The sequence below is a fragment of the Vibrio tubiashii ATCC 19109 genome, assembly GCF_000772105.1.
GTDB classification, from domain to species: domain Bacteria; phylum Pseudomonadota; class Gammaproteobacteria; order Enterobacterales; family Vibrionaceae; genus Vibrio; species Vibrio tubiashii.
In genome coordinates, this window is sequence record NZ_CP009355.1 from 1523155 (window position 1) to 1537237 (window position 14083).

A 14083-nucleotide genomic window follows, 5' to 3' on the forward strand; every position below is an offset into this window, starting at 1 on the left:
GAACAAGTAGATAGCTGTGATACAAGGAAATTACGACGCTTGTCTATTAGGCGCGGCGTTTCAGTTTAAGGAGTAATCCATGGCACTCAAAGCCATTTCTGCACCACGTATTTTCGACGGTGAGCAATACCACAACGATGCCGCGTTAGTCTGGAAGGATGAACAGATCGATTCCATTGTGGCTATCGACAATCTACCGCAAGGTATCGACCTCCAGCATTTCGAAGGGGCGCTGATTGCACCTGGATTTATCGATATTCAGGTCAATGGTGGTGGCGATGTCATGTTCAACAACGACATTACTCCACAAGGCATCGAGACAATTTGCCACGCCCATAGAACTCATGGCACAGCCTATTTATTGCCGACCTTGATCAGCGCAACACCAGACAATATCCAACAAGCATTATCTGCCACCGAGAAAGGCCTCGACGCCAAGATCTCTGGACTGCTTGGGGTACATTTGGAAGGACCTTGGCTTAACAAAGAAAAGAGAGGCGCGCACGATGCCAATCTTTTTTACGCGCCAACGGTCAGCCAATTAGAGCAGTTTGAGTGGCCAACGCAGGGTAGCGTACTGGTTACCGCTGCGGTAGAAAACATCGAGCCATCTGCTCTACAGTGGATGAAAGATAAGGGGATCACCCTATCCTGTGGTCATAGTAATGCCAAAGCGGAGCAATTGACTGAAGATAAACTCTCGTTAGTGGATGGCTTTACTCATCTGTTTAATGCGATGTCGCCTTTTGAAGGTCGCGAGCCTGGAGTAGTGGGAACTGCTTTAAACAGTGACCACGCGTGGTGCTCAATAATCACTGACGGTATTCACGTCCACCCACAAAGCTTCCTTCTTGCGCACAAGGCAAAACCTCAAGGCAAGCTACTGATTGTTACCGACGCCATGGCGACTCTCGGAAGCAAAACCAATCAGTTTGAGCTCGATGGCGAAACAATTCGAGTTATCGACAACAAACTAGTCAACAGTCGAGGAAGTTTAGCTGGTGCGCACATCGGCATGGATGAATCCGTTGCCAATGTGATTCAGTGGGGAATTACAGAGGAAGAAGCGCTGAAAATGGCGTCTACCTATCCTGCCAACGCCCTATCATGCGATAATCTAGGAAAGCTCAAACCTAACTTCCGCGCAGCGGCCACGGTGTTAGATGACAACTACCGCAGCCAAGCGGTACTCGTCGATGGTCAGCTATATTAACAATTAGGAGGTGACCACCTCCTAATTGTTACGAATTAAACTTGCTATCACCAAAAGCAAACCGCTCATAAAAAGAGCTGCACCTAAGTTCTGCATAAAACCAACAGCGGATAAACCAAAACTGATCAGCAAATAATAGAGCAAGCCAAACAGTGCACCAGCGCTACCAGTCTGTGATTTATACTCTATTAGGGCTCGGCTCAATATATTTGGAATCCCTACACCAAATGAAGCAACTACCAATAGCATTGGGGCTAGCAGGGCAACTCCGTCTTGAAACAACCACACCATAATCGCCCCGAATATAGCGCCCCATGCCGACAGTTGAACCAAGAATTTTGACTCATAACCTCGGGCAAGAAGCCACTTGTTTAGCCAACTACCGGCGAAAGTTCCTACTGCTAAAATAATCCCGCTATATCCAAATTGTTTGCTGGTATATCCCATAGCATCAAATATAAATGGACCAAGCAAATAGTAGCTGAACAATAAAACATTAAAACAAGCCACCATTATCCCATCTATCCAGATGTTTCTGTTTGCTAGCATTTGCTTGGCAAGTGGAACTATGTGGATGTTACCTTTCATAGCAGGCTTGGTTTCCGGTAAACTCACTAAGCAAAGTAGGAACAAAGCTATCGCCATAATTGATAAAGAGAGAAACACGGCTTTGTGACCTCCAGTATCAGCGAGTACTCCTCCAAACATCAGCCCAATAACCGGACTCAGCGATATACCGATCCCCATCAAACCAAATACTTTGGCTAACCGTGCACCATCATAACTATCACGTAGCATAGTCTGGGTAACCACTGAACCAACCGCTGCCCCAAATGCACTAAGTGCACGCATGAGTAAAAGAGTTTCAAACTGCGAGCACTGCATAGCACCAACAGCTGTTACGCCGTAAACCACTAGCCCCAGCAACATTGAATATCTTCGCCCTAAATAATCAGCAGCCACTCCCCAAAACACGACACCTAGTGCGAAGGCACTAAAGTAAATCGATAGCGTTTGTGCAGCTGTATTACTCGCAACATTAAAAACGAGGGCAATGTGGGGTAAGGCAGGGCTGTAGATAGTCTCGACAATTTGCGGAAACATCATCAGAGCTAGCATTACCCCAACTGAAGGAGTCTTATTCATTACAATATCCCAACTAGAAAAAGTGGGCGTAGTTTAGACAAGAGTGCTAAAGTCCCAATAACGACATTGGAACAATAAACTTCAATATAAGAACAAATGGCACTGATCAATGACAAGTCCGTATTTGACGTCGATACACTAGATAACACAGTCATCGGAATCGCGGCTCGAATCGGCAAGCATGACTCAGGGATGCATATCCACAGTAAAGCTCAACTTCTCTATGCTCCAGAAGGATGTATCAGCATACAGCTAGACGATAAAAAAAGTGTCTTGCCCCCCACGCGTGCTGCTTGGATACCTGCGGGGGTGCGGCACTGTGCGACCATGAACAACGTGGTTGAATATCGTTCACTCTACTTCGAAGAAACTCTGGTTGCGTCGTTCAACGAAGTGAAAGTCATCTCTGTAAACTCACTGTTTAAGGCTCTGATCGAGCGAATGTCTTTTTGGCAATGGGACAAGCCTAAGCGAGAAATGCACGCGACGCTCCAACTGTTTCTGGAAGAGCTCCAATCTGCATCCGAATATCAACTGACACTACCTTTTCCTAGCGATCCTAGACTCAATCATTGGCTTGATTCACTTCAACAACCGGACTCTAACGTGCCAAATTTGAACAACTTAGCCAAACAGATTGGCGCTAGCAGCAAAACAATAAGTCGCATATTTTCCAACCAAGCAGGGATGCCGTACCAGTCATGGCGACAGCAATGGAGACTATTGAAATCAATAGAGCTTCTCTCACAAGGAAAACAGGTCAACGATGTCGCTTACCAATTAGACTTTTCAAGTGATAGCGCTTTCATCACCTTCTTTAAGCAACAAACAGGGACTACGCCGCTCCAATATATGCGCACAACAACTTGATTCATGGGCAGATTGCTCTAACAATGACGTATCAATGAGGGAAAGCCAATGTCCGACAAAATCTCTACAACTGCATTAGCCAAATTACGTGAACTGGAACCTAAGCAATTGTTCAACGAACTGAAATCTGCGGGTTACATTAATCGTGCTGAGGAAAGCTGGGTTTTGACCGAGATCGGCGCCAAGTTCGGTGGCGAATACGTCGAACATGCGAAGTTTGGTAAGTTCATTGTCTGGCCAGAAAACCTACTCATAGACAGTGTAGCGACCAGTGGTAAAACGATGAGTGCAACTCAAATTGGAGAACGCTTATCTCTCAATGCCAAAAAAGTGAATCAACTTTTGCAAGAGCTAGGTTGGATTGAAAGGACAGAGAAAGGCTGGACGGTAACGGAATCAGGGCTAACAGTTGGCGGTTATCAACGCGAAGATAAGGAAAGCGGCTATGGCTTTGTTGTTTGGCACGACTCTATCGTTCGTAACAAGCGCTTAAAGCAGTCTGTGATTGAGTTTTCTGGGCAAGATGCCGTGGCACATGCAACAGACAAATCCCTTTCTAGCTTTAGACAAAAATTTGAAGCGAAACATCGCACTCTAGACGGTCACTATGTGCGTTCTAAAGGTGAACTCATTATCGACAACTGGCTCTATATGAATGGAGTGGTTCACGCCTACGATCGTCAATTACCGATAGAACAAGACGTCTTGAGTGACTTCTATTTACCGACTGGAAAGGTCTATTTGCAGTATTGGGGAAGCGACGCTGGCAACACCTCAGACAAAGAACAGCAATCTATCCGCGAGTTGTATCAGCAGCATAATTTTGCGCTCATAGAGGTATTCCCCGCAGACATCGACAATCTCGATGACGTTTTACCAGCCAAACTCAAAGCCTTCGGCATCAAGGCTTACTAATAGGCTATGAAAGATAGATGTCTATTGATTGCTCTCTGCTAGCCAATCAATCAACTTAGCAACCATCGCATTACCTTGCTCGCGAAGATGTAACAGATGATAGCCATTCCCAGTGGTCACACTAAGGTCAAAGGGTTGTATTAACCTTTTAAGTTTTAAATCTTGCGCAGCCAAAGTCAGATCACCAATCGCCACTCCGAAACCTTGCTGAGCAGCATTCATCGCTTGATCTAAGGTTGCAAAGGTTTGGTTTCCCTTGCCTTTTAATCGAGTATTGCCATGACTTTCCAGCCATAACTTCCAGTCTGATTGCTCTTGATTGGCATGCAGCCAAGTAAACTGATTGAGCACGTCCTTATCGCCATTTTCCACGATTTTCTGCCATAGCTCTGGAGCGCAAACTGGCGCTAAAAACTCTTCAAACAGTAGTGTCTGATTCACCACTTTGCTTCGAGTCGGCTTACCGTAGGTAATGATCAGATCGAAGCTATCAAAATTCGGTACGGCTTCGTGTTTGGTTGTCGAAGTTAGCTCAACGTTCACGTCAGGGTATGCCTGCTGAAAATTGGCGATGCGTGACAACAGCCATGAGGTAATGCAACTCGGGGCGTTGAGTTTGATTCTATTCGCGCTGTCAGCAACCTCTCGAATCGACATCTGTAGCCGCTTAGTAATATCTTCCGCCAACGGAACAAACTTATCGCCTTCCGGTGTTAAAGACAGCCCCCTCGCCTGACGGTAAAAAAGCTGAACTCCCATGATCTCTTCAAGAGTTTGAATCTGCCGACTGATGGCACCTTGGGTCATATTCAAGGCTTCAGCAGCATGGGTAAAGTTAAGGTAATACGCCGTAGAAAGAAAAGCTTGGAGGTTTTTCGTCGAAGGCAATCTTGTATTCATCATTATCATCCATGACTTTTTTGCATAGCTAGTATGCCTTTATTTCGATTCTACACAAAGAGCATATTGACTAAATTACTACTTATTAGGAGAAAGTACCTACATAAAACCCTTTTGATTGACTAAATATTCAGTGAAGGTATATGAGATGACGTCACTCGCGGAAAAACTTGCGCCAGAGAACATAAAAAAATTAATACCATATCAATCAGCAAGACGAATCGGCGGCTCTGGTAGGCTGTGGTTGAATGCCAATGAGCTAGAACAACCTCTTCTCTTTACTGAGCACCAACCAGCACTTCATCGTTATCCTGACTTTTTGCCACACGATATCGCTGCAGCATACCAAGCGTATTGCAAAACCACGCAACCAACCATAGCAGTGCGCGGGGCCGATGAGGCGATCGATCTGTTAGTAAGAACGTTCTGCCAGCCTATGCAAGATAGCATTGCGATTTGTACCCCTACCTACGCGATGTACGAATTTTGTGCAGAGTCATTTTCAGTCAATGTTATCGACTGCCCTTTGTTAGCCCCTGACTTCTCACTGGATGTTGAAAACGTAATTAAGGCAGCAGATAGCGCTAACCTAGTGTTTCTGTGTTCACCGAACAACCCAACTGGCCAGCTGCTTAAAAGAAATGACATTGTCGCAATACTTGAAAGCACTCAAGATAAATCGCTTGTCGTCGTAGATGAGGCCTATATTGAATTTAAACTCACTGAGAGTGTTGTCGACCTGATCGAACAATACCCGAATCTGATCGTCATTCGTACTCTATCCAAAGCCTTCGGACTTGCAGCAGTACGATGTGGATTCATCATCGCTTCTTCAAGCGTTATGGCGTTTATTTCTAAACTGGTTCCTCCTTATCCAATGCCAGACAGCTCCGCTGAGATTGTGCTCAAAGCGCTGAGCCCTAAAGGACTTACTCATGTGCATGACAATACACAAGCATTGATTCGTATACGCGATAACTTTGTTCAGCAAATACAGAACCTTAGTTGGATAGAGACCATCTACCCATCTTCAACCAATTTTGTCTTGATTCGAACTCAACCTGGTATTGAGCTGTTTGAATACCTGCTTAAGCAAGGCGTCGTTACTCGCAATCAAAGTCATGAGCCTAGTCTTAAGCACTGCGTACGAATCACCATCGGCTCAGAAACCAGTATGCAGGAAGTCAGTAAAATCATTTGCAACTTTTCTGGCGCCCTGACACCATCCAATAAAAATAGGGATATTACTCATGAACAAAATGCTTAGTGCCTTTGCTTGCGCCGCAGCTCTACTATCTGCCCCTCTCATGGCTAAAGAAGTCCGTCTAGCCTCTGACTTTACCTATCCACCATTCAATTACATGGATGCAAGTGGAAATCCGGTCGGCTTTGACATCGAGATTGCCGATGCCTTGTGTACTGAAGCCAAACTCAAATGCACTTGGGTATCGCAAGGGTGGGATTCGCTAATTCCAAGCCTACTGGCAAGAAAATCAGATGTTATTATGGCTTCAATGCGTATCACTGAAGAGCGTAAAAAGCGTATCCTCTTCACGAATAAGTACTACCAAACCCCAGCGCGATTTGTAGCAAGTGAAAAGAGCAAAATTGAGCTCACTCCTCAAGGCTTAAAAGGTGCGGTCATCGGTGTCCAGAGTGGCACTATCCACGACCGATATGTCACCGACAAGTTTGGTGATGTTGCAGAAATTAAACGCTACTCTGGTCAGGATGAAGTCTACATCGATTTGCAAAATGGCCGCTTAGACCTGACGTTTGGCAACTCAGACCAATTAGCGCTGGCATTCTTGGACAAAGAGATCGGTCAAGGTTTCCAGTTCGTCGGTAAACCAGTAACAGACAAAACCTATATAGGTGAGGGCACCGCTTTGGCGCTACGTAAAAATGACAAAGCATTAGCCGAGAAGTTTAACCAGGCGATTAAAACGATTCGCGACAATGGAACTTATGACAAAATTGCAGCCAAATACTTCTCCTTCGATATCTACGGAGAAGAGCTTTAACGCAATTTAAAAGAGGCTCAAACGAGCCTCTTTTACTTTCTATTTCATCGCATTACGATACCGAACCATAATCTCGCTATCCGGTTGATACTGTTGTATTAGATCGGCAAGCTTGCCCTGATTTTTAAGCTCATCAAAACTATTGCGCAACGCTTCAACCACTTGCTGTGATGTCTTATTCCCAGTCACTAACCAGAGCTCTTTGCATAGCTTATCGACTTTCACCACCTCAACAAACTCTTTAGGATCATACCCATACTGCTCCATGCGATAGTGGTAGCTCGACGTGACCAAAGGGGCAAAATCAACTCGGTGAGCACGCAGCAACTTGATAGCCACTTTGCCATAGTTGACTGGGATGATATTGGTAAACCCTTCTTCTCGCGCCATCTCCTCAAAATTGCTCGCGGTTTGGGCAGCAAAACTGAAATTCTTTAAATCTTGAAAAGAGTTAGGAGAAACGTTAGGGCCATCAAAATGACGATAGATCGCAACTTCATAGGGTGATACTGGCCCTATCCACTGATATTCAAGTTCGCGGCTAGGCGTACGCGAAAGAGAGAAAAACAGCGTGTTTTCATTTTCTTGAGTATTGCGAATCGCACGTTTCCATGGCGCAAAGTGGACATTCGCCACTTCCATGGGAAGCGATTGTGAAGCGTGTTCGACAACTGCTTCTACGAACTTCACCACGTAACCTTCCGCTTGTTGATCAACTTGGACCTGTAGCGGTGGAAACTCTTGGGTATACAGATCCAATTGTATCGGCTCAGCAAGGCTAGTAGTCCCCCAAAGAAGCGCTATCCATCCAATCGCAATATTGCCAAACTTACCAGACTGACGAGTCATATTATTGTTCTTTATGTTTATAAAAATAGGCAGCAATTGGCTACCTACTATAAACCTCTTATTGATAGGATCAATTGGCGATTGGTCTAACCTGTTGCATAGACACTTTATAACTAAGTCTTTGATAGTAAAAAGCCCCTTTCGGGGCTCAGTGATTTACTTTACTTCGAATATCTTGCCATTGCGGCCTGCTCTTTAGGCACGACCGTCTTACCTATAGGAGCGAGTGATATATAGGCCAACTTAAGGTGCTGAAGCGCAAATGGAATGCCAATAATGGTCACAAAGCAGGCCACTGCAGACATAATATGACCAATCGCTAGCCAGATACCCGCTAGTAAAAACCAAATAACATTGCCGACCGTACCTAATGGACTGGTACCTATATCCATTTCATTGGTCAGCTCATCACGAGCGATAGCTTCGTGACCAAACGGGAAGAAAGAAAAGTTACCCATGACGAAACAAGCTCGTCCCCATGGAATCCCCACAATACTAATAAATGCAAGCAGTCCGAAGAACCACCATAGCAGTCCCATGATAACGCCACCACATAGGAACCAGATGATATTACCAAGAATTCTAAACACTTTGTTTCTCCTTATAGAAAACGATACCAATCGGGATGAGTAGCTGAAATCTACTTATCCCGATTGGTACAACCGTAGACTGATTCGTAATGTTCTACGGTTGGGAATGGGTCATAAAAATGGTGTAAAAGAGCCTTCCATTCCTGATATTCAGCAGACTGCCTAAAGCCCTGCTCATGGTCTTCTAATGTTTGCCAATTCACTAACAAGATATAGCGATTTGGTTTTTCTATACAACGTTGCAACTGATGCGAAACGTAACCCTTCATAGACGAAATTATAGCCTGCGCTTTACCGAAGTTTTGTTCAAACTCTTTCTCTAAGCTTGGCTTAACATCTAAGACAGCAACTTCCAGTATCATGGTATTTCCTTAACGTAAGATGAACAAAAGGGTATCTAGCTCAAACCTTGCCAAACGGCCGTTGCGCCGCTGATCGAGCAAAGCAAAAGGGCTCCAGTGCGAATTTTCTCTTTCGGTAAGGATTGAGTGGTCATCATCGCGAGTTTATACCCTACCCACGCGGCTGGAATAAGCGGAATACTGATCCAAAGATGATGTAAGGTTAAAAATCCTGCTGGCATTTGAATCACAAGCGAGATGATAGAGCTAAAGACAAAGAAGGCAGATAAGTTACCACGCAGTTGATTAGCTTCTTGGTGCTGAAGTAGCAGTGCCATGGGAGGCCCGCCTATCGCAGAGCTGGTGCCAAAAAAGCCAGAAAAGAAACCAGCGACGCCCATTCGCATTGGCGTTGGTTCAATTCGGAAAGGGAGTAAGCTCACCACAACCGCGAACAGCACTAGGGCACCTAACCACAATGCCAGCAGGTCGGTCGAAACCATAACCAATAACACGCCACCCGCTATCGAACCTGGGACACGCCCAACCAGTGCCATTTTAAGGCCACCAATTTCGACACTGTCTCGATGCTTTAGCGCATTGAGGATCGAAATAAACAGAGCGACTAAACAGATTGGAGCAGGCACGTAATCAGGAGAAACAAGAAACAATAAAGGCGCGGCGACAATCGCCAGACCAAAACCGATAGCTGTTTGAACAAACGAACCAAGAAATATTAAAAACGCGGCAATTAATGCCTCAGACGTCATCCATTCAGCGAACATATTATCCAGACAATTGACTAAAAAAGTACCTCACATACTACTCTTAATCCAATGATTTACCATTGAATTTTATTCCTTCTAAGGCCCTGAAAAAACGGTTAAAGCCGATCTAATTGACCAAGATATTGCGCTGCAGTTTCAAGTACCTCTTGTTGCTGATTTTGTTCAAGGTTATCCCAAGAACGATAAATGACTCCAACTCTAGGATTCTTGGTCAGCAATTCACGATTTTTAACCATAAAGCGCCAATACAAGCTGTTCACGGGACAAGCCTTCTCTCCACTTTTTATTTTCACGTTGTAGTGACACTCTTTACAGTAATCGCTCATCCTATTGATGTACGCACCGCTAGCTGCATAAGGCTTAGTACCCACGATTCCACCATCAGCAAACAGCGCCATACCTCTGGTATTAGGCATCTCAACCCATTCGATCGCGTCAACATAAATACCTAGGTACCAATCATCAACTTGGCTTGGGTGTACTTCACTAATCAAGCAAAAGTTACCTGTCACCATTAACCGTTGGATGTGATGTGCATAAGCGTAATCAAGAGACTGTTCAATCGCATTTTTCATGCACATCATTTTCGTTTTACCTGTCCAAAAGAACTCCGGCAACGCATTCTCTGCATTGAGATAATTCAGTTGTGAATAGGCCGGCATATTGATCCAATAGACCGCACGAATGTATTCACGCCACCCTAAAACTTGACGGATAAAGCCTTCAACCTGTGAGATATCGATCGCTGGATTTGCAGAATATGCAGACAAAGCGGCATTGATAACCTCCATAGGCTGGAGCATTTTTGCGTTTATAGAGAATGACAGGCGGCTGTGATACAAGCTCCATTTCGAGCTATGCTGAGAAGTCATTGAATCTTGAAATCGACCAAAGTTAGGTAAACAGACTTGGCAGAAATAGGCTAACAGGGACAAACTTTGATTGCGGTTAATTGGCCACAACAAGCGTTCAACAGTATGCCCTATCGTTTTGATACGATGTCGCTTCAACCGCTCCAGAATAGGATTAATCTGATTTTCGAACATCAAAGGCAATGGCAATTGCTCGATATCTATCGGTTTGAGCTTATTGCGGTTATTCGCGTCGTAATTCCACTTTCCTCCGACCGGTTTCCCACCTTCCATTAGAATGTTGAATCGCTTCCTCATTTTGCGATAAAAGTGTTCCATCATTACGTGCTTACCAACGGCAAAGTAATGGCTAAACTCATCGAAAGGCAGCAAGAAATGTTCACTTTCAACCATCTCGACTTGACATTCTTTGATCACTAGGCTTTCCAGCATCTGAGCCAACCGATACTCATCAGGTCGTTGGTATTGAAAACACTTAGCTTGAGTATCCTCTACATAACTGTTGAGTAAATGGCAGAGGTCATCAAAATGAGCAGTATCATCCAAAGTTAAGTGCAATACCTGATGCCCTTCTTCTTTCAACTCATGGGCAAACGTCTCCATTGCAGCGAAGAAGGCACATACCTTTTGAATGTGGTGTCGCGTGTACTCTGCTTCTTGGTGCAACTCAGCTACGATATAGAGAACTGAATCATCAACATGTTGGAACCAAGAGTGTTGACTGTTTAACTGATCGCCTACGATAAGTCTCACGGTATCAAACTTCACTGTTGCCTCCTTTGCGACTACGTCCAATCCACTTGGCGATAAAGTCACAGTTCGGATCGTACATCTGTGTTTGATATTCAAGATCAAATTGTCTGGTGGTATTTGGAGCCGCACCTATGCCCGCAATATATTGCCAGTTACCCCAGTTAGAGCTCACATCATAGTCAATCAGTTGGGTTTCAAAATAGGCCGCCCCCATACGCCAATCCAAACCTAGCTCGTAAATCAAGCAACTTGCAGCTAGCTGCCTCCCTCGATTTGACATGTACCCCGACAGTCTGAGTTGATTCATACAAGCATCCACAATCGGGTAACCTGTCGTCCCCTGCTTCCATGACTCAAAGGCTTGTATATCTCCACTCGACATTCGAGTGTCGCCCGCTTTCCTGCTATCGAAAAACAACTGCTTGCCCTGCTTTCTTCCATGCCAATAGAAGTATTCTCTCCACAGCAGTTCAAAATAAATCCAATACGTCGAGTCGTTTGCGCCATTCCTTCGCTCGTAATCACGTAGCTTGCTCACAATCAGTCGAGGCGAAATGCAACCCAGAGCAAGCCAAGGTGAGAATTTGGTTGAGAACAGCATTCCATCCAAACCATTACGTGTCTTCTTGTATTCGCTAGCCAATGAAGTTGCGAAGTAATCCTTAATATGTTCTTGCCCAGTGCTTTCTCCTCCACAAAAAACCAGTTCATCTTCGCCAGCCACTCGCGGAAATGGGCAATTATCGTGTTCGCTGTTAATACCAACGACAGGTTCTATAGATAAAGATTCAACCTGCTTTCTAAACTTGGTAAAAGTGACTGGAATCTCTGATACATCGAAAGGCAGTTGTTGTAGATTGAACAAAGTATTGACGGGCTGCTGCACAACCTGGATAGCTGGAAATTTCTGCCTCAATTGAACGAGTGTATTCTGCTCGTCACTTCCCGCACTCTGATTACAAAAAAAGTGAGTAATTTCCAACTTTTCAATAAGGTCAGTTAGAAAAACTAGCGCAGGTGTTGATTCGATTTGAAGGGTCAGATTATGCTGCATGAGAGCACTGGAAAGCGCATCTATAGACTGTTCGAGAAAGACTTGTTTTGCACAACCGAAGTGCTCTTCTCGCGAATAGTGTTTCAAAAAGGAAGTGAGGGAAGGATTACAGAATACACAATGCAAAGTATCGACTTGGTCAACAGCTCTAGCAAGCAGACAGTTGTCTGCCACTCTTAAATCATTGGTATACCAGTATAGTCCAGCGGTTTTAGACAACATCAGCTCCTCTTTTACTTTATGCAGTTTCGAACGCAATTAAATCGTTAAACCCATATACGAAAAAGAAGAGCTGAAGAATCAATCCATTAAAGAATTACGCGGTCGCCAAACGTCTAACTGGTTGATCATTGATTGGTAGATGAATCAATGCAGCCGCAAACGCGAGAACCACCGTTGACCGCCAAATTGGGTCATAAGATCCGTAGTAATCGTAGATTCGTCCACCTGCCCAAGCCCCTAGAAAACTACCGACTTGGTGGGTAAAGAACACCAGACCATATAGCGTCGACAGATACTTGGCTCCGAATATTTGGCGAACCAGTCCAGATGTCAGCGGTACGGTGCCAAGCCAGCAAAAGCCGATCGCCCCACCAAAGATTGCCGCAGTGTGCTCTGTAACAGGCAGAGTTACAAAGGCACCAATCACAACGGTTCTAACTAAATACAGTGCGGACATCACATGACGCTTGTTGAATCTGTCACCCATTACGCCCCAGAAATAGGAACCAAAGATGTTAAAGATACCCACATAAGCCAGAGCCATCGCGGCAGTTGAAGCTGGTAAATGCTTGTCAGCCAGATAACTTGGCAAGTGCGTCGCAATAAACATCACGTGAAAACCACACACAAAGAACCCAAGGTGAATTAACCAATACCCTTTGTGTGCGAAAGCTTCCTTTAACGCCTGCTTAAGCGTTTGGTTGTCATCTTCCTGATTGGCTGACGATTGATTTGTTGTTGCACGACCATTTTTCATGAATAGAGCAAACGCAATCATTAAGCTAGACAAGATGGCGAAGCCTTGAAGCGCACCTTGCCAGCCAAAGTCACTGAGCAAAGTTTGAGCGCCAGGGATCATCGCAAACATACCAAACGAACCGGCTGCTGTTGTTAGGCCAAAAGCTTTCGCTGCGTGCTGCGCGGGCACAACTTTAGCCACTGCGCCAAGTACAATCACATAGCTTGTCGCACTCAGACCTAAGCCAACCAACACACCTAAAGAGAGGTAAAGTAAGCTAGGCTCCACAGCGATTGACGTTAAGTACAAACCTGCGCCATAAGCGATCGCGCCCATGATGATGATTCTTTTCGCGCCAAAGCGATCCGCTGCCATGCCGACAAATGGCTGGAAAACGCCGAACAACAAGTTTTGCAGTGCAATAGCAAAACTGAAAAACTCTCGACCTGTCTGAAAATGGTCCGAGATAGGCATCATAAAGATACCGAAAGATTGCCTGATCCCTAGACAGATAATCAGAATGGCTATCCCAAGCCAAACTATTGGTGGAAATCGGAAAATGCTCATCGCAAAGCCTTAATGATGATGGTGGTGAGAATGGTCGTGGTCGTCGCCTGTTGTCTGATGACAACCGCTATTGATCGCCTGCTGCGCCAGTAGCTCCAACAACTTTGGAGAGTTGTGGACCGCTACCAAAGACAGGGCTAACAGCATTATCATTCGCACTAGCTGAGCAAAAAGTGATTGAGAAAACATGATTCATTATCTCAGCATGGGTTAAAAAAGAGCGCGAAGTGTAGAGCCCCT

Annotated in this window: 15 protein-coding genes; 5 read left to right on the forward strand and 10 right to left on the reverse strand. The window is 44.9% G+C overall.

Annotated features, from left to right (window positions below; translation table 11 throughout):
• Positions 1–79 precede the first annotated feature (79 nt).
• On the forward strand, positions 80–1213 hold the full coding sequence (nagA, locus tag IX91_RS22030) for an N-acetylglucosamine-6-phosphate deacetylase (protein WP_004745705.1): 1134 nt from the start codon (positions 80–82) through the stop codon (positions 1211–1213).
• 21 nt (positions 1214–1234) lie between these two features.
• On the opposite strand, the gene IX91_RS22035 is transcribed toward nagA, so the two are convergent.
• Positions 1235–2359, reverse strand: coding sequence for a multidrug effflux MFS transporter (locus IX91_RS22035; protein WP_004745704.1), 1125 nt, complete (start codon positions 2357–2359; stop codon positions 1235–1237).
• Between the two features lie 96 nt (positions 2360–2455).
• Between IX91_RS22035 and IX91_RS22040 the strand changes: the two genes are divergently transcribed.
• Entirely contained in the window at positions 2456–3229 is a 774-nt protein-coding gene (locus IX91_RS22040) for an AraC family transcriptional regulator (RefSeq protein WP_004745703.1), read from the forward strand.
• A gap of 48 nt (positions 3230–3277) precedes the next feature.
• Positions 3278–4144, forward strand: coding sequence for a hypothetical protein (locus tag IX91_RS22045; RefSeq protein ID WP_004745702.1), 867 nt, complete (start codon positions 3278–3280; stop codon positions 4142–4144).
• A gap of 21 nt (positions 4145–4165) precedes the next feature.
• Here the strand turns inward: IX91_RS22045 and IX91_RS22050 are convergent, their stop codons facing one another.
• A complete protein-coding gene (locus IX91_RS22050; RefSeq protein ID WP_004745701.1) occupies positions 4166–5044 on the reverse strand; it encodes a LysR substrate-binding domain-containing protein in 879 nt (292 codons plus the stop codon).
• 148 nt (positions 5045–5192) lie between these two features.
• Here IX91_RS22050 and hisC point away from each other — a divergent pair, with 148 nt between their 5' ends.
• Both hisC and IX91_RS22060 read left to right on the forward strand, forming a co-directional pair.
• Complete coding sequence (gene hisC / locus IX91_RS22055; protein WP_004745700.1) at positions 5193–6311, forward strand: histidinol-phosphate transaminase; 1119 nt, start codon at positions 5193–5195, stop codon at positions 6309–6311.
• Entirely contained in the window at positions 6295–7068 is a 774-nt protein-coding gene (locus IX91_RS22060; RefSeq protein WP_004745699.1) for an ABC transporter substrate-binding protein, read from the forward strand. The genes hisC and IX91_RS22060 overlap by 17 nt, the downstream gene beginning before the upstream one ends.
• Before the next feature lie 39 nt (positions 7069–7107).
• Here the strand turns inward: IX91_RS22060 and IX91_RS22065 are convergent, their stop codons facing one another.
• The 8 genes from IX91_RS22065 to IX91_RS22100 all read right to left on the reverse strand — a co-directional run bounded on the left by IX91_RS22065 (position 7108) and on the right by IX91_RS22100 (position 14032).
• Positions 7108–7917 (reverse strand): substrate-binding periplasmic protein, encoded by an 810-nt coding sequence (locus IX91_RS22065; protein WP_004745698.1) that lies wholly within the window; start codon positions 7915–7917, stop codon positions 7108–7110.
• A gap of 161 nt (positions 7918–8078) precedes the next feature.
• Entirely contained in the window at positions 8079–8456 is a 378-nt protein-coding gene (locus IX91_RS22070) for a YccF domain-containing protein (RefSeq protein ID WP_236642991.1), read from the reverse strand.
• Between the two features lie 101 nt (positions 8457–8557).
• Positions 8558–8869: an antibiotic biosynthesis monooxygenase family protein gene (locus IX91_RS22075; RefSeq protein WP_004745696.1), complete on the reverse strand. Its 312-nt coding sequence runs from the start codon at positions 8867–8869 to the stop codon at positions 8558–8560.
• Positions 8870–8904: 35 nt separating this feature from the next.
• A complete protein-coding gene (locus IX91_RS22080) occupies positions 8905–9633 on the reverse strand; it encodes a sulfite exporter TauE/SafE family protein (protein WP_004745695.1) in 729 nt (242 codons plus the stop codon).
• 98 nt (positions 9634–9731) lie between these two features.
• On the reverse strand, positions 9732–11276 hold the full coding sequence (locus IX91_RS22085; protein ID WP_004745694.1) for a cryptochrome/photolyase family protein: 1545 nt from the start codon (positions 11274–11276) through the stop codon (positions 9732–9734).
• On the reverse strand, positions 11266–12537 hold the full coding sequence (locus IX91_RS22090) for a DASH family cryptochrome (RefSeq protein WP_004745693.1): 1272 nt from the start codon (positions 12535–12537) through the stop codon (positions 11266–11268). Before IX91_RS22090 ends, IX91_RS22085 begins: the two co-directional genes overlap by 11 nt.
• 94 nt (positions 12538–12631) lie before the next feature.
• The gene (locus IX91_RS22095; protein ID WP_004745692.1) at positions 12632–13843 is read right to left on the reverse strand and encodes an MFS transporter; all 1212 of its coding nucleotides are present in this window, start codon (positions 13841–13843) and stop codon (positions 12632–12634) included.
• A gap of 9 nt (positions 13844–13852) precedes the next feature.
• Positions 13853–14032: a hypothetical protein gene (locus tag IX91_RS22100; RefSeq protein ID WP_004745691.1), complete on the reverse strand. Its 180-nt coding sequence runs from the start codon at positions 14030–14032 to the stop codon at positions 13853–13855.
• Positions 14033–14083: the final 51 nt, after the last annotated feature.